The sequence below is a fragment of the Corynebacterium sp. H127 genome, assembly GCF_037482665.1.
Taxonomy (GTDB): Bacteria; Actinomycetota; Actinomycetes; order Mycobacteriales; family Mycobacteriaceae; genus Corynebacterium.
Window position 1 is genome coordinate 230,802 of sequence record NZ_JBBHKY010000001.1, and the last position, 15,750, is coordinate 246,551.

The 15,750-nt window shown below is 59.0% G+C and carries 16 protein-coding genes; 5 read left to right on the top strand and 11 right to left on the bottom strand.

Annotated features, from left to right (window positions below):
* Positions 1–138 precede the first annotated feature (138 nt).
* Both WG936_RS01110 and WG936_RS01115 read left to right on the top strand, forming a co-directional pair.
* Positions 139–759: a DUF3000 domain-containing protein gene (locus tag WG936_RS01110; RefSeq protein ID WP_339563434.1), complete on the top strand. Its 621-nt coding sequence runs from the start codon at positions 139–141 to the stop codon at positions 757–759.
* The gene (locus WG936_RS01115; protein ID WP_339571876.1) at positions 759–1,961 is read left to right on the top strand and encodes an HRDC domain-containing protein; all 1,203 of its coding nucleotides are present in this window, start codon (positions 759–761) and stop codon (positions 1,959–1,961) included. The genes WG936_RS01110 and WG936_RS01115 overlap by 1 nt, the downstream gene beginning before the upstream one ends.
* Here the strand turns inward: WG936_RS01115 and dxs are convergent.
* The 5 genes from dxs to dut all read right to left on the bottom strand — a co-directional run bounded on the left by dxs (position 1,958) and on the right by dut (position 7,223).
* Positions 1,958–3,871, bottom strand: a complete 1,914-nt coding sequence (dxs, locus tag WG936_RS01120) for a 1-deoxy-D-xylulose-5-phosphate synthase (RefSeq protein WP_445227918.1) — start codon at positions 3,869–3,871, stop codon at positions 1,958–1,960. The genes WG936_RS01115 and dxs overlap by 4 nt on opposite strands.
* Positions 3,872–4,028: 157 nt before the next feature.
* Entirely contained in the window at positions 4,029–5,246 is a 1,218-nt protein-coding gene (locus WG936_RS01125; RefSeq protein ID WP_339571878.1) for a class I SAM-dependent RNA methyltransferase, read from the bottom strand.
* A gap of 11 nt (positions 5,247–5,257) precedes the next feature.
* Complete coding sequence (locus tag WG936_RS01130) at positions 5,258–5,911, bottom strand: DUF3159 domain-containing protein (protein ID WP_339571879.1); 654 nt, start codon at positions 5,909–5,911, stop codon at positions 5,258–5,260.
* Positions 5,908–6,753 carry a DUF3710 domain-containing protein gene (locus WG936_RS01135; protein WP_339571880.1) on the bottom strand — a complete coding sequence of 282 codons (846 nt, stop codon included), beginning with the start codon at positions 6,751–6,753 and terminating at the stop codon, positions 5,908–5,910. Before WG936_RS01135 ends, WG936_RS01130 begins: the two co-directional genes overlap by 4 nt.
* A gap of 17 nt (positions 6,754–6,770) precedes the next feature.
* Positions 6,771–7,223, bottom strand: a complete 453-nt coding sequence (dut, locus tag WG936_RS01140; RefSeq protein ID WP_339571881.1) for a dUTP diphosphatase — start codon at positions 7,221–7,223, stop codon at positions 6,771–6,773.
* 68 nt (positions 7,224–7,291) lie between these two features.
* Between dut and WG936_RS01145 the strand changes: the two genes are divergently transcribed.
* Entirely contained in the window at positions 7,292–7,780 is a 489-nt protein-coding gene (locus tag WG936_RS01145) for a DUF3093 domain-containing protein (protein ID WP_339571882.1), read from the top strand.
* A 73-nt stretch (positions 7,781–7,853) separates the two neighbouring features.
* Here WG936_RS01145 and WG936_RS01150 read toward each other — a convergent pair whose 3' ends face one another.
* Positions 7,854–8,147 (bottom strand): DUF4193 domain-containing protein, encoded by a 294-nt coding sequence (locus tag WG936_RS01150; RefSeq protein WP_339563426.1) that lies wholly within the window; start codon positions 8,145–8,147, stop codon positions 7,854–7,856.
* 182 nt (positions 8,148–8,329) lie between these two features.
* A complete protein-coding gene (locus WG936_RS01155; RefSeq protein ID WP_339571883.1) occupies positions 8,330–9,160 on the bottom strand; it encodes an inositol monophosphatase family protein in 831 nt (276 codons plus the stop codon).
* A gap of 65 nt (positions 9,161–9,225) precedes the next feature.
* Here WG936_RS01155 and ppgK point away from each other — a divergent pair, with 65 nt between their 5' ends.
* A complete protein-coding gene (ppgK, locus tag WG936_RS01160; protein ID WP_339571884.1) occupies positions 9,226–9,978 on the top strand; it encodes a polyphosphate--glucose phosphotransferase in 753 nt (250 codons plus the stop codon).
* 200 nt (positions 9,979–10,178) lie between these two features.
* On the top strand, positions 10,179–11,741 hold the full coding sequence (locus tag WG936_RS01165) for an RNA polymerase sigma factor (RefSeq protein ID WP_339571885.1): 1,563 nt from the start codon (positions 10,179–10,181) through the stop codon (positions 11,739–11,741).
* A 93-nt stretch (positions 11,742–11,834) separates the two neighbouring features.
* Here the strand turns inward: WG936_RS01165 and WG936_RS01170 are convergent, their stop codons facing one another.
* The 4 genes from WG936_RS01170 to WG936_RS01185 form a co-directional block, all read right to left on the bottom strand.
* Positions 11,835–12,344 carry a hypothetical protein gene (locus WG936_RS01170; RefSeq protein ID WP_339571886.1) on the bottom strand — a complete coding sequence of 170 codons (510 nt, stop codon included), beginning with the start codon at positions 12,342–12,344 and terminating at the stop codon, positions 11,835–11,837.
* Positions 12,345–12,395: 51 nt separating this feature from the next.
* Positions 12,396–13,754 (bottom strand): DUF418 domain-containing protein, encoded by a 1,359-nt coding sequence (locus WG936_RS01175; RefSeq protein WP_339571887.1) that lies wholly within the window; start codon positions 13,752–13,754, stop codon positions 12,396–12,398.
* 61 nt (positions 13,755–13,815) lie between these two features.
* A complete protein-coding gene (locus tag WG936_RS01180) occupies positions 13,816–15,513 on the bottom strand; it encodes a DEAD/DEAH box helicase (RefSeq protein ID WP_339571888.1) in 1,698 nt (565 codons plus the stop codon).
* Positions 15,510–15,749, bottom strand: coding sequence for a DUF3039 domain-containing protein (locus WG936_RS01185; RefSeq protein ID WP_339563419.1), 240 nt, complete (start codon positions 15,747–15,749; stop codon positions 15,510–15,512). The genes WG936_RS01180 and WG936_RS01185 overlap by 4 nt, the downstream gene beginning before the upstream one ends.
* Between the last annotated feature and the right edge of the window lies 1 nt (position 15,750).

Consider the following 15,750-nt stretch of genomic DNA (forward strand, 5'->3'; position numbering starts at 1 on the left):
TTTCTCCTGTGAGTATTTCTCCCGACTATATCAACCTTTAGTTGGACACTTCTCGCGCAGCACCGGGGCGTCGATAAGCAAGCCTCAATCGGCGCGCCTTCACCACTGTGCGGGGCCGGATAGATAGCTTAAGAACCTGTGAGTGACACCGAAATTCGAACCCTAGCTTCGGCCTCGTCCAAGCAACCGGCAACTACTCCCGAGGCATTCTCGGCGGCAGTTGAATCGATGCACCGCGCGAACCTTCGGCCCGAGATCTCCCTAGGGACGATCCGGCCACCACAGCGCCTCGCACCGTTCAGTCACGCCATCGGCCTGGAGGTAGTTCACGCCGACACTGACATGGTTGCTGCCGAAAGTGAAGGCGACGCATTCGGGCGTCTCATCCTACTCCATGATCCGAGCGCCGAAGACTCTTGGGACGGCGACATGCGCCTGGTGGCCTATATCCAGGCCGACATGGATGATGCGGTTGCCGGGGACCCATTACTGCCCGACGTAGCGTGGGAGTGGCTCACGGAAGGCCTCGAGGAATCCGTAGCTACCTTCAGCAATCTCGGCGGCACCGTCACTTCTACGGCCTCTGTCCGCTTCGGCGATATCGGCGGCCCCCCACGCGCTTTCCAACTTGAGCTGCGCGCCTCGTGGACCGCTAAGGCTCATGACCTGGCGCCCCACGTGGAGGCTTTTGCCCACGTGCTCGCCAACGTTGCGGGTCTGCCGCCGGAGGGTGTTGCCGATCTCGGCGCACCAAGCTAGTGGATCTCATTCCTCTCCTGCATCCCAGGGACGGACTACCAGCGGTAGCTCACTCCCCTGCTGAGTTTCAAACGGCTGCGGCTCAACTGGCCCAGGGGCGTGGCCCCATCGCGATAGATACCGAGCGTGCCTCGGACTTCCGCTTCGATGACCGAGCGTTCCTGGTGCAACTGCGTCGCCAAGATGCCGGCACCATTCTGGTGGCCCCAGAACCGGACCGCAGTGCCTTCAGCGCCGCCTTCGCTCCGGTTCTCAACGGCCGAGAATGGGTGCTCCACGCCGCTAGCAGTGACCTGCCCGCCTTGAAGCTGCTTGGGCTCACCCCAGGAGTAGTCTTTGACACCGAGCTCAGCGGCAGGCTGCTGGGTTTCCCGAAAGTCAACCTGGGCGCGCTCATAGCCGAAGTCCTCGGTTTTGAGCTCGAAAAGAGCCACGGTAATGAAGACTGGTCTACCTGGCCACTCCCTGAGTCCTGGCTGAACTACGCGGCCTTGGATGTGGAGCTCTTGCTGGAGCTTGCCGACGCCCTCACCGAGCTGCTCGATGCCGAGGGCAAGCTGGGCTGGCTGGAACAAGAGTGCGCTTATACTGTCGCCAACACCAAGGTTCCCCACCCGACGTGGACGGATCTTAAGGGCATCGGGCGGTTGAAGAAGCCCGAACAGCTGCTCATCGCGCGTTCGCTCTGGGAGCGTCGACAGGCGGTGGCCGGGGAAAAAGATCGCGCCCCACACCGCATCCTGGCCAACAAAGCCTTGGTAGAGCTCGCCTATTCGCTACCGACCTCCACGAGCGCGATCCGGGCCGCACTGGGACGGCGTGGCTCCAACCCTGAGTTCGTGGCGCGGCTCGCACAGACGATGCGTCAAGCCCGCCGGAGTCCCAAAGCCACCTGGCCCAAGGCACACAAGCGAGACTTCAACATCACCCCTGCACCTCGCACACTGTGGAGCAGTTCTTTCCCAGAGGCTCAAGAAGCGCTTGCGCACGCACGGGAATTGCTCGCGGAGCTGGCAGCAGAGACGAATACCCCGGTCGAAAACCTATTGCAGCCGGCTATGCTCCGCGAAGTTGTCTGGCACAGCGTGATCACTCGGCGCATCAAAACGAGCGCCGAGCTGGACGCTTACTTAGCCCAGATCGGCGCTCGGCCTTGGCAACGCGAACTCTGCAGCTCGCTGCTTGCCGAGGCGCTTGTCTAACCGTCCTCTGACGTTGCCGTCAGCTCTTCAATCCATTCGGTTGCAGCTGCCACAATGCCCGGAGCATCCATGCCCAGCTCTTCCAACAATTGGCCACGCGAAGCGTGCTCTAGGAACTTCTCCGGTACCGCGATGTGGCGCACTGGGGTGTCGATGCTAGCAGAGCTGAGAGCCTCGCTGATCAGGGTGCCGATACCGCCGTGCATTACGCCGTCTTCGATGGTGATGACTATGTCATGGTCGTCGGCAAGCGCAACCAGCGACGGCGCCACCGGGACCACCCAGCGCGGATCCACGACGGTGACATTGCAGCCAAGTTCGGAAATGGCTTCGCATGCGGTGAGCGCATCAAGAGCGGTGCTGCCGGTGGCGATGATCAACACACTCGGCGTATCGTCTGCGGCATCGACTTCGGCGTAGCGCAGCACGTCCACACCATCGGCGAGCTGTTCCACAGCCACTACATCCTCAGGCAGGTTGCCTTTAGGGAAACGCACCACAGTCGGGCCGGTGCTGATGCCCAGGGCTTCCTGGAATAGCTCCTTCAGCTGCGCACCGTCGCGCGGAGCTGCGATACGAATGCCAGGAACGATGCTGAGCAGAGACAAGTCCCACACGCCGTTATGGCTGGCGCCGTCGGAACCAGTAATGCCAGAGCGATCTAATACGAAGGTCACCGGCAATTTCGTCAGCGCCACGTCCATGAGCACCTGGTCGAAGGCGCGGTTCATGAAGGTGGCGTAGATGGCCACCACCGGGTGCATCCCGCCGAGCGCTAGGCCGGCTGCCGAAGCGACGGCGTGCTGCTCCGCTATACCCACGTCATAGAAACGATCTGGGAACTTCTCCCCGAACGCCGCAAGGCCCGTCGGGCCCGCCATGGCGGCGGTGATAGCCACGATGTCCTCGCGCTCTTCAGCTGCCTCGATCAGTGTCCGGGAAAACACACCCGTCCATGACGGCCCGGACTTAGAGATAGGGTCACCAGTCTTCGGGTCGATGACGCCGGTAGAGTGCATCAGGTCTGCGGTATTCGCCTCCGCCGGAGCATAGCCGCGCCCCTTTTCCGTCACCACATGGACGATCAACGGGCCTTCGTATTCCTTCGCATACTCGAAAGCGTGCTCCAGAGCCTTCAGATTATGCCCATCAACCGGGCCAACATATTTCATGCCCAGCTCGGGGAACATCTCCGTGGTAATCACGGTGTTCTTCACGCCTTCCTTGAAGGCATGCATGACGTCGAAAGTTTTGCGCCCCACCCATCCCATGGAGTTCAGCGTGGATTTGCCCTGCTCCATGACGCGGTCATAGAAGGGCTGCATTCGAAGCTCTGCAAGATTCTCTGCGAAGCCGCCGATGGTTGGCGAGTAGCTGCGGCCATTGTCATTGACCACAATCACCACGTTGCTCTTCTTGTCCGCGGCGATGTTGTTCAGCGCTTCCCAGCACATGCCACCCGTGAGGGCGCCATCGCCAACGACGGCAATGGTCTTGTTCTGTTCGACGCGCTTATGAGCGGCCGCCTTAGAAATGCCATCGGCGATAGATAGCGAAGCCGAAGCGTGGCTGGACTCAGTCCAGTCATGCTCACTTTCGGAGCGGCTGGTGTAACCAGACAGCCCGCCGCGCTGACGCAGGGTATCAAATTGATCCCAACGGCCCGTGAGGATCTTGTGCACGTAGCTTTGATGCGAGGTGTCGAACACGAACGGGTCGCGTGGTGAGTCGAAGATCCGGTGCAGCGCAATCGTCAGCTCCACCACACCCAGGTTGGGGCCCAAATGACCTCCAGTAGCGGAGACCTTCTCCACGAGGAAGTCCCGGATTTCACCCGCCAGGACGGGAAGATCATCTGGATCAAGCGCCTTAAGATCTGCAGGCGATGAAATCCCTGCGAGAATACTCATTTCTTTCATCAAGACACCTTCTACCTAAACGACTTCTTTGGCTTCGGCAAGCTCCGCACTACAAGTGCGACCGAGCCGTGCTGCGGCTTCCTACTAAGTCACGGCAGCAAAGTATTTCCCGCAATGATACGCGCATAACCCAGGGATCAGCCATAGGCTAGGCCTTAACGAGCAAACTAAACGTCTCGCTATGGTGCGTTCCTGGGAAAGCATTAAACTGTGTGAGCTTTTCCAACGTGTACCCCGCCTGCGCCCACACCGCCAGATCGCGCGCAAAGGTCGCAGGATCGCAACCAATGTGTAAAACTGCTTCCGGCTGACGCGCTGCGATCGCGGAAATAACGTCGGGGCCGGCACCCTTACGTGGCGGATCGAGGATCACAACCTGCGGGTCCGTCAAGTGATAGATCTGCTTCGCCACGTCACCGGTAACAAAATCGACCTTTCTCCCTGGCAGCGCCTGGCGCCCAATCTTGGCGGCCTGGGCGGAAATCTCTACGGAGATCACCTTCGCGTTCGGGATAGCCCGCAACACGGCAGGCACGAACAGTCCGACACCGCCATAAAGATCCCAGACCACGGGTTGTTTAGCTTCAAACTCAAACTCGGCTAGCCACGCTGCGGCAATATCAGCGTATGCCTGCGGCGCCGCCACATGGGCTTGCCAGAAGCTCAATGGGGACAGGTTAAATGTCACATCATCCACCTGCTGTTGCAGCACATGTTCCCCGTCGACGTGCTTGGACACGTTGCCAACGCTACGCCCACGGGCTGCTTTCGGCGCCTCCACCACTGTCCGGTTGCCTGCAGAATCGACGGCGACAATCAGTTCAGAACGCGGGCTAAACCGTGCTGCTGGCGCGAGGAGATCATCGAGCACACCGGGGGCAGCCTGCGCGCAAAGCTTGCCGACGACCACGTCATTCGAAGCGCTAGCCCGGAAACCTGCCCTGCCTTGCTCATCCACGCCGAGACGAAAACGAGTGCGCCAACCCTGAGTTGGACTCAGGTCAATCGATTCAATTTCTGGGTACTGCGCAAACCCACCGATTCGCTCGAGTTGATCCCGCAGCACGCCCGCCTTTAGCTCCAATTCCAGCTGTGGCGAGACTTCGCTGTAGTCACAACAACCGGCACCGGCTGCTGCCGCTGGACAACGGTGCGAGACGCGGCCTGGTGCAGCTTGCACGACTTCGAGGATGCGGCCGCGAGCGAAGCGCTTCTTGACGTCGAGAAGCTCGACTAGTGCGGTGTCACCCGGGACGCCGCCACGGACGAAGATGACCATGCCCTCGGCGCGCGCGACGCCCTCCCCACCATGCGCAGCGGAATCGATGTGGACGGTGAGCTGTGCGCCGGAGGCAAGAGCAGGCATGGTGCGTGTTACTACTTTTCTGTGGAAGTGGGATGAGCGGCTTCAACCGCTTTGTTAGCTCGCCGTACTGCCCACACCGTGATCAGTGTGACTAGACCGGTAAGTGGCCATCCCATGATGAGTTTGACGACGGCCAAGGTGTTAGTCGCGTCTTGGTTATAAAGATTGTTCTGCACAAAAAACCGCGCAAAGAACACTAGGGACCACGCTACCGTGGCGAGGTCATATAAGAAAAGCGCCGGTCGCACTTTGCGCCAGGACATGTCCTCGCCGTTGATGCCCTTCCAGATCACACCGACGGCCGGCCAGCGCAGGGCTATCGAAAGCAGGAAGATGATCCCGAAGGCGAGGGACACCCAAATGCCGTACAGGAAATATCCCTTTGCATCGCCGGTGAACCAGGCAATAGCCGCGCCGATCGCCACGCCAAACAAACCCGAAATCGCAGGTTGCAGATTCTCTTTGCGCACTATGCGCCACACGAAAATCGCTGCGGCAACCGCCAACGCCGCGCCCAACGCCGGAAGCAAGCCAAAGCGGTTGTTCACCGGCACCAACACCAGAATGGGCAAGGTCGAAGACACCAGACCACCTAAGCCACCCATTTGCTCGAGCAGCGTTGGCTCTGCCTTCTCCGCTGGAGTAACTACTGTTTCGGCGCTCATTCGGCCTCCGGCTTTCTTGCGGCTTCGGCACGCATTTGTTCAAGAGCGCTTCCGGAATCTAAGTGCGCATCCTTGAGATGCTCATCATGACGTGGCGGTGCTATTGGCTCCGTCTCCGGCTCGGCAGGGGCAGTCTCGCTGGGCTGTTGCCCGGCTGTGGCTTGCGTGGCTTCTGCTGCTGCGCGCTCCTGCATCGCCTGTTGCACTTGCGCAACCAAGGCCGCTGGCATCACCACTGGCAGCACTGTACCGGCAAGCATCGGCTGCTCACCACGGTAAACAAAGGTGCGGGCGATTACTTCCCGGCCAAGTTCGGCAAGGTCCGCCGCTGACTCATTCGGTGCCGCCAGCGTAATGCGCAGTGTCCACCGGGAGCCTTCCACCCCGATCATCCGGATGGTGGCGTGTTCGCTCAACCCGACAATCTCCTGGCCCCAGGGGCCGTCCTCCAGGCTCGTCTGAAGTCCATCTCGGTTCATCCCAGCGACGATCTCAGGAATCGACTCCTCCCAGAGACCGCCTGATGCGGTCGAGGCGAAGGCCACTGGTGTGATGCGGCCCGGACGAGTCACAATGTGCATCATCCGCGGCCCCTCGGGTCCCATCTCCACCTGTACTTCGGAAGGATCCGGCATCGGGATCTTGATGGATCCGAGATCCAAGGTGCCATGGGAAAAGTCGCTGAAATCATAGGACTGGATGTCCACGCTATCGCCGTCGAAAGGCCCGTATTCCGGCACGGTTACCTGAGCAGTTGCGGGCTTGTCGACGTCCGCTGCTGACGGTTCTGATTGAACCTCCGGGTCCTCCGCAGCGGCGTCCTTCTTAGAAAATGGCCACATGGTCGTTTCTTCCCTTCCTAAACGCCGGTCGAACCATATCCGCCTGCGCCACGGACGGTGTCATCTAGTTCGTCCACTTCTTCAAAATCAACGAGCTCGACGCGCTGGACAACTAACTGCGCAATCCGATCGCCACGTTCGATAACGACCGGAGTACTTGGGTCAAGATTGATCAAGCACACCTTGATTTCTCCACGATAGTCGGCATCAACGGTGCCTGGCGTGTTGACGATCGAAAGCCCCTGCTTAGCGGCGAGGCCGGAACGTGGATGAATCAACCCGACCGTGCCGAGTGGCAAAGCTATGGCAATGCCGGTTCCGATGAGGACTCGTTCCCCCGGCGCGATGGTTGCTCCACTTGCTGCATGCAAATCGGCACCGGCGTCGCCACGATGGGCGCGCTTAGGAAGGGGTACGCCGGGATCGAGGCGCTTGATCTGGATGGATTGTGGGTACGTAGCTTCAGTCACGACTCCTACAGTAGCCACTGCTCGTGGACTAGTTGGCTAAGCAGGGCGCTCTAGTAGAGTGGTTATCCGTGAACACAACTGCCAACTCAAACTCATCCAGCAGCGAAGTGCTGTATCAGGAACAGCAATGGGTCCCGTGGTACTGGTGGCTCGCCGCAGTTGGTATAGCTGCGCTCACCGCTGCAACCATTGCCCGCAACCGCTCTGACGTATGGTTTTGGGTGCCCTTCCTGCTTTTCTCGGCCTTGGGCTGCTGGGCGCTGTGGCAACTATCAAGCACCAGGCTGAAAGTCGAGGAAGACCCAGACGGTCTGCGATGGTTAAGCATCAAGGGTGCCAACCTGCCGGCTACCGTAGTTTCCCGTTTCCTGGCTGTGCCGGCGACCGCCAAGCGCAATGCGATGGGCCGTCAGCTTGACCCATCCGCATTCGTGGTTTCCAAGAGCTGGATACCGGAAATGGTCATGCTGGTGTTGGATGATCCGGAGGACTCCACCCCCTATTGGCTGATCACCACCAAGAACCCTGAGGCAGTACTGACTGCCTTCCAGCAGTAGCGCACATACAGGCACGCAAGCGGTGGGCGACTCGGATAACTTTCGAGTCGCCCACCGCTTGTTTTTAAAGCAATTATGCGCAGTCTTGGCAGATCAGGGTGCCATCCGGCTCTTCATGGGAGATGCGGTTGCGTCGCTGTACCAAGAAGCAGCTGCCGCAGGTGAATTCGTCCTCGCGGCGTGGCACCACTGTCACGTTGAGCTCTTCGCCGGACAGGTCCAACGCTGGAAGGTCGAAGGGTTCGACGGTGTCACCATCGTCATCCATGTCATTGACAGTGTTCTCGGCGGCCTTCAATCCTTCGAGGGAATCGGTCTCCAGTTCGTCGTCGATGCGGCGACGGGGTGCGTCGTAATCGGTAGCCATGCCAGTTAAGGTCCTCTTAAAGTCAGTAGGTCACAGTCAACCCAGGGAAACTGTCGTTCGGTATATCGACGCGGATATTAAAACAGTTTTGCGCAATTGTCATCTTTCGCCACGCCGCAAGCGCCCTGTTAGACATCTCCTACTACTTTAGACCGTGGGTTTCGCCACCCCACCGGCGTACCTCAACTGCCGATCGACTGGGCTCCACCTGCGCCTTCTAGGCATTGCCAGAGCTCGTCGAAGATTCCGGGCGCTGCCACAAACGTCAGTTCCCCACTCTCGCCGACACTCGACAGTGGGGGGATGTGAACTACCGCCCCCGCTTCCTCTGCTATCAAACTGCCTGCGGCATAATCCCACGCATTGAGACCATGCTCCAGGTGCGCATCAACTTGCCCGCTGGCGACGGCGCACAAATCCAAGGCGGCACTGCCCATGCGGCGGATATCGCGGACTTGTGGCAGCAGCTTCGCGACGAGCGCTGCCTGGCGTTCCCGTCGAGCAGCGGAATACCCAAATCCGGTAGCTAGCAGGCTCTGAGACACCTGCTGCACCTCAGTACAGCGCAGCGAGCGGATCTCACCACCAGCGCTTAGTCTTGCCCCGTGTCCACTTGCCGCACTGTAAAGCTCATCTGTGCTGACATTGATCACAGCACCCGCCACAACTTTTCCGTCCTGCGCTGCGCCGAGCGATACTGCGAACTGCGGGATGCCATAGAGGAAGTTCACGGTGCCGTCGATCGGATCAATGATCCAGGTGACTCCGGTAATGGAGGCATTTTCGCTCCCCTCCTCCCCAACGACGCCATCACCGGGTCGGAGCTCTGCCAGTTTCGCCACGATCAGCTCTTCAGCGAAAGTATCCACGATGGTGACTGGGTCAACTGCGGATGATTTGGTCTGGGTGTATTCGGCAACATTGCCCAACTCGGCACGTTTGGTGGCGATCGCGGCAGCCGCCTGCTGCGCTACCTGCTCAGCAACGCGCTGCAATTCCAGAAAGTCAGTCATGCCCCCATTGTGTCTTGTTTTCTTCCCCCGCGCCGGAGCATGAAAACTTGCCTACAATAATCCCCATGACACAGCTTGGATTTGGCGTAGACGTGGGCGGCTCCGGGATCAAGGGCGGGGTTGTCAACCTGGAAACCGGCGAGCTAGCAGGAGAACGGATAAAGATCCTCACCCCTAAGCCTGCAACCCCGGAGGCGGTAGCTGACACCGTTGCGCAGATCGTGAGCCAAGCGGGATGGGACGGACCAGTCGGAATCGCACTGCCCTCCGTGATCAAGAAGCAACACGCCCTAACCGCCGCAAATATCGACCCGAGCTGGGTGAACACGGACGTCCACGAACTCTTCGGCCGCTACCTGGCTGCCCGAGAGATTTCTGTGCTTAACGACGCCGACGCGGCGGGACTAGCGGAGGCAACATTCGGAGCCCCGGAAGCTGCCACTGGGGCCGCAATTCTGCTGACCTTCGGCACTGGCATCGGATCCGCATTCCTCTTGGACGGCGAGCTATTTCCCAATACGGAACTTGGGCACATGATCGTCGACGGCAAAGAAGCGGAAAAATACGCCTCCTCCGCAGCCAAGGAGCGCGAGGAGCTCAGCTATTCCAAGTGGGCCAAGCGGGTGGATATAGTGCTGCACGAATATGAGAAGCTCTTCCAGCCCGCAGCATTCATTGTTGGTGGGGGAATTTCCCGTAAGCACGAAAAGTGGGTGCCACGGCTCAGCGTCGAAACGCCCGTCATCCCAGCGCAGCTACGCAACCAGGCGGGCATCGTGGGCGCGGCTATGGCCGTCGAGAAGCACCTAGCTCCCTAGGCGCTATGGCGGGGTCAAAGCACACCTATGCCGGAACTTGCTCTATACTGGCGTGTTGACCGTTGACTTCAGGTATGCATCGTTTAGTCCTTAGTTGTTTTCGCAGCTTATTGCGACAAAATGACCACAATCACTAGATGACATTCGATGCGCTTGATTTCTGCACAACGCTGGGTGCACTTAAGCCGCGAGTGGACTAATTGCTCGCACGGACCCAGCACTGGACGAATCATCAAGGCGAAAGGGCGTACGTGTCAGCCACTGAATCTCCTGATTTGGCGCAACCTGAAGGTACCGCTGAGAAGAAGACCGTTAAGAAGACCGCACGAAAGAAGGTCGCTAAGAAGACTGCCCGCAAGGCCAGCCCACGTGTGGCCAAAGCCGTAACGGAGCCGACATCGGTCGCCGAAACGGCTACCGCGGCGAGGGTCGATGCTTCCACGGACACCGTTGCAGACACCCCAATCAAGACGGCTGCCAAAAAGACCGCCAAGAAGGCCACTAAGAAAACGGCCAAGAAGACGGCTAAAAAGGCAGCTAAGAAGACTGCGAAGAAGGCGACGAGAAAGACTGCCACTCCAACGCAGCCAGCGGCTCCCGCCGATCCTACTGAGGAAGATCAGCTTGCCGGCGACCAGCTAGCCACGGACGAAGACAACGATGATTTTGTTGCCGAACCCGAAGAAGTACTCGCTGACCTCGTAGATGACGAGGAAGAAGAGACCGCCGTCGACAGTGACGATGAAGAGGAAGATGGTTCCTCTGTCTGGGATGAGGACGAATCCGCCGCGCTGCGACAGGCCCGCAAAGATGCCGAGCTCACCGCCTCCGCCGACTCGGTGCGCGCTTACCTGAAGCAAATCGGTAAGGTCGCGCTGCTGAATGCGGAACAGGAAGTATCCCTAGCCAAGCGCATCGAAGCTGGCCTCTACGCCACTTACAAGATGGAGCAGCTTGAGGAAGCTTTTGCTGCCGGAGATAAGGACGCCAAGCTCACTCCCGCTGTCAAGCGTGACCTTCGGGCCATCGCTCGCGACGGCCGGAAGGCTAAGAATCACTTGCTCGAAGCCAACCTGCGTCTTGTTGTCTCGCTGGCTAAGCGCTACACCGGTCGCGGTATGGCTTTCTTGGATCTGATCCAAGAAGGCAACCTCGGTTTGATCCGCGCCGTGGAGAAGTTCGACTACACCAAGGGCTACAAGTTCTCTACTTATGCCACCTGGTGGATCCGACAGGCAATCACCCGCGCGATGGCTGACCAAGCCCGCACCATTCGTATTCCGGTGCACATGGTGGAAGTCATTAACAAGCTCGGGCGTATCCAACGCGAGTTGCTGCAGGATCTCGGCCGCGAGCCGACCCCACAAGAGCTGGCTAAGGAAATGGACATCACCGAGGAGAAGGTACTGGAGATCCAGCAGTACGCTCGTGAACCTATTTCCCTGGACCAGACCATCGGCGATGAGGGCGATTCCCAGCTGGGTGACTTCATCGAGGACTCCGAAGCTGTCGTGGCTGTCGATGCCGTCTCCTTCACCCTGTTGCAGGACCAGCTCCAAGATGTGCTGCAGACGCTCTCGGAGCGCGAGGCCGGCGTGGTCAAGTTGCGCTTCGGCCTCACTGACGGCATGCCACGTACCTTGGATGAGATCGGCCAAGTCTATGGCGTGACGCGCGAGCGTATTCGCCAGATCGAGTCTAAGACGATGTCGAAGCTACGCCACCCATCTCGTTCCCAGGTGCTGCGCGACTACCTAGACTAGGTACACCTAAAACGCCCAGAACCGGCCACAACCAATCAGTAATACTGATGTTGTGGCCGGTTCTGCTATCCAGAGCGGCTAGCCAAAGGTGAGTTACTGCCCTAACTCTTTTTCTAGTACCCCGTTCATGCACTCCTCCTGCTGGTCCTGTGGCAGCGTGGAGCACTCCATGAGAGCTGGCATATCTACTTGGTTTCCTGCCCACAATGTGAAGCCGATAGCACCGGCAATGAACAAAGTCGACAAGATTGAGATAATCAGCGCGGCAATAGACATCCCCTTCCGGGAGTACATAGGCGATGCTTTCTTGGACTTAGCCAATGCGATGACAGACAGCACCAAGCCGACGAGTACGAATACCCAGGAAACCAAAATGCCCAGGAGTGTTAGCGTGAGCAGCAACCCCACTATTGATATCCCGAGTGCCCAGGGAGCCACACCGTTTTTTGTTTCGGGCTGCGAGTGCTGCTCGTAGCCGCCCGGTGCCACATAGTTCGGGGTTACCCCGTAGGTTTGTGGCTCAGCCATTGGATTCGAGGAGTATGGGGAACCCAGATTTCCATCTGACTGCGGGGTCGTACCATTGTCGTACGGGTTGGTCATGAAATGACAACCTTTCACAAGCTAATCGGGATCAATTCCTAGCGCTTTACTTTAGTGCGTTGGCGGCTGCTGCGGTAGCTGCTTCGGATACGATAGTGCATCAATTTGATCAGCCGAGTATTGCGCGGGAAGCCCTTTAGCCCCGTAGGACAGCCTGCGATGTAACCACTCAAATGGCCCCGGGACACCAAGCTTCTCCAACACGTAGGCCAACACCACAGTGATCAACCAAATCAGCGCGCCGATAGCAGTCGCCTGCGCAGCTCCCTGCCCCTGGCTGATGCCCAGGGTGTAGGGCACCACCAGAATGAGACCGAGGATCGATTGCATCACATAACCGGACATCGAGCGTTGCCCGAGCGCCTTGATCGCGAGCAACGGCTCCGGCAGCTTCTTGCCGTCGTTGAGCGCCCGCTGCAAAGGTGCGGATGCCAGCGCGATCATAGCTACGATCCCTGGACCGGTGAACGGACCGAAAGCATTGTTAACAATAGACAGCGGAATCTCCCAGCTGGTTGGCAAAACACCGATCCCCGCTAAGCCCAATGGCAAACCTACGATCACCATGATTGCCACTGCCACCGCCGCGGCTTTCACTAGCAGCCCGCGATGCTGCTGCACGTCCGTCAGCCAGCCCCGGCGCGCCGCTACAAAGCCGACCAGCATTAGTGGGCCGAGCATCGGAATAAGAGCTGCGAGCATCAACGGTGTCAAGACGGCTGCCAACGTGCCCGAGCCTAGCTGCGAGAGATAGGAGCTGCCCCCAAGGAGCCCAGTGCCGCCGGTGTTCGCGCCACTGGCGACGAACTGGTCCATAGGAAAGAGATTTCCCAAAACCACGACCAGCGCTGTGAGCGCTAGATAATACAGACAGTTCAATCCAGCGAGGACTCCGGCGATGATCAATAAGGTCTTGTCCTTTACGGCAATCAAAGTGGAGAGCAGCATCCCCATCAGGCCATATGCCAGCATGATGTCCCCCCAGAACAGGAAGATGCAATGGATGACACCGAACAGAGCCAAGAATCCGTAGCGGCGCACGATCACTCTTTTCGCCTTCGCCAGTGGGAAGCCACGACGATACAGACTGAGAGAGATCAGCCCTACTCCGAAGCCGAGCAGCGTCGAAAACATCGGTAAGCCTCGGACATGGAAGAACATCGCCCCGAAAACGACAGCAATTTTGTCCCAGAGTTCACCATCCACGACGCCACCCAGGGTGGAAGCCGATTCCGGATTCTCCACACCAGACCAGGCCATGGTGAAGTTGGCGCCGGCAATGCCGAGCAGTGTGAGCCCTCTGGCCATATCTGGCGCGAGGATTCTGGGCCTGGTTTGCGCCGTCAATTGTCCCGGCGGCTGGCTGACCGGTGGCATTGGCGATGCCGCACCCGATAGGCCTTGATTCATAACATGTACCCTTCGAATTGAAATTGGCTCTCAATTGTTTCAGGTTAACAGAAGTTTTGCACTACCACTTGCGCAAATAGGCAATCCGATCCTTTAGTTGCTCAGCGGTACACAGCGCGGTGGGAGGACCACCGCAAGCATTACGCGCCTCGGTATGAATAGCGCCGTGTGGGCGTCCGGTGCGCGAAGAGGTGATGGACACCAATGCGTTGAGTTCCTTGCGCAGTTGCGGGATCTCTTGGCTAGCAATGTGACTGCCGGACGTTGCCTGTCGTCCCGGGGATTCTTCCGCCCGCTGCTTTTGTTCCGCAGCGCGGGCTTCCACTTGTTCTGCTTGCCGCTGACGGAGTAGAGCGCGCATTTGTTCGGCGTCGAGAAGCCCGGGCAGCCCCAGGTAATCAGCCTCTTCTGCTGAGCCGGAGAAGGCGCCGGTACCGTAGGTGGAGCCGTCGTAGATGAGCGAATCTAGCTCGGCTTCCGCCCCGAGCGCCTCATAGGATGGGAGGTCATCCTTTTCGTTCTGTTGCTTGTTCGCCTCCGCGAGCAGCTCGTCATCCCAGCCCTCCTTCGGACGATCTGGTTTACCTAATACGTGATCCCGCGAAGTCTCCAGTTTGGCGGCCAAGTCCAAGAGCACGGGTACCGACGGCAGGAACACCGATGCAGTCTCCCCCGCCTTACGCTTACGAACGAAGCGTCCGATCGCCTGGGCAAAAAACAACGGCGTTGAGGCAGAGGTGGCATAAACACCCACCGCGAGCCGTGGCACGTCGACGCCTTCGGAGACCATGCGGACCGCAACCATCCACTCGCTAGTGCCTGCGGAGAATTCCGCGATGCGATCTGAGGCTCCTACCTCGTCGGACAAAATCACCGCTACCGGGGTATCTGAGAGTTTCTCGAGGATGCGCGCATAGGCGCGTGCGGTGGTTTTATCGGTGGCAATCACCAAACCGCCAGCATCAGGAATATTCGCCCGCAGCTGTCGGAGCCGAATGTGGGCTGCCTGCAGTACCGCAGGGATCCACTCGCCCCGCGGGTCCAGTGCAGTTTTCCAGGCTCGTGCCGTTTGCTCCGCGTTGAGTGGTTCACCGAGGCGGGCAGCGTACTCATCTCCGGCGGAATCTCGCCAGCGCGCCTCACCCGAGTAGGCCAAGAACACTACGGGTCTTACGACGCCGTCACGGAGCGCATCCGAATAGCCGTAGGTGTGGTCGGATTGTGAAACCAGGTGCCCTTCCCCGTCCTCGACGTATCGCACGAACGGGATTGCGGAGTCATCGGAGCGAAAAGGGGTACCGGTGAGCGAGAGGCGTCGCTCTACGTCCTCGTAAGCCACTCTGATTCCGTCACCCCAACTGCGGGCATCACCACCGTGGTGAATCTCGTCCAGAATCACCAGCGTGCGCCGCGCCGTTGAGATGGCGTGATGCTTGTAGGGGTGCATCGCCACCTGCGCATAGGTGACCACGATCCCCTGATACTGCGGGTTCACCACGCCTGAGCTGTTGGAAAAGTGGGGATCGAGTGAGATACCGACCCGCGCCGCCGCTTCGGACCATTGAATCTTCAGGTGCTCTGTGGGTACCACTACGATTACTCGATCAACTGTCCGGTTACTGAGCAGCTCGGTGGCTACCCGCAGCGCGAAAGTTGTCTTTCCGGCACCCGGGGTTGCCACTGCAAGGAAGTCTTGTGGCTTCTGCTCGAGATACTTGGTGAGTGCCGCTTGCTGCCACTGGCGTAGGTTACTGCTCACTTCTTACGTAGACCTCGGTAAATCCGCTCACAATCAGGGCAGACGGGGCTGCCGGGCTTGGCTTGCTTGGTCACTGGGAAGGTCTCGCCACACAGTGCCACCACCATCTTTCCGTTGACTGCGGAGTCGATGATCTGGTCTTTCTTGACGTAGTGGAAGAACTTCGGGGTGTCGTCGCTAGTCCCGGTATCTTCCCGGACGTCGGTCTTTTCGATGGTCTTCGTTAACGTGCTCACG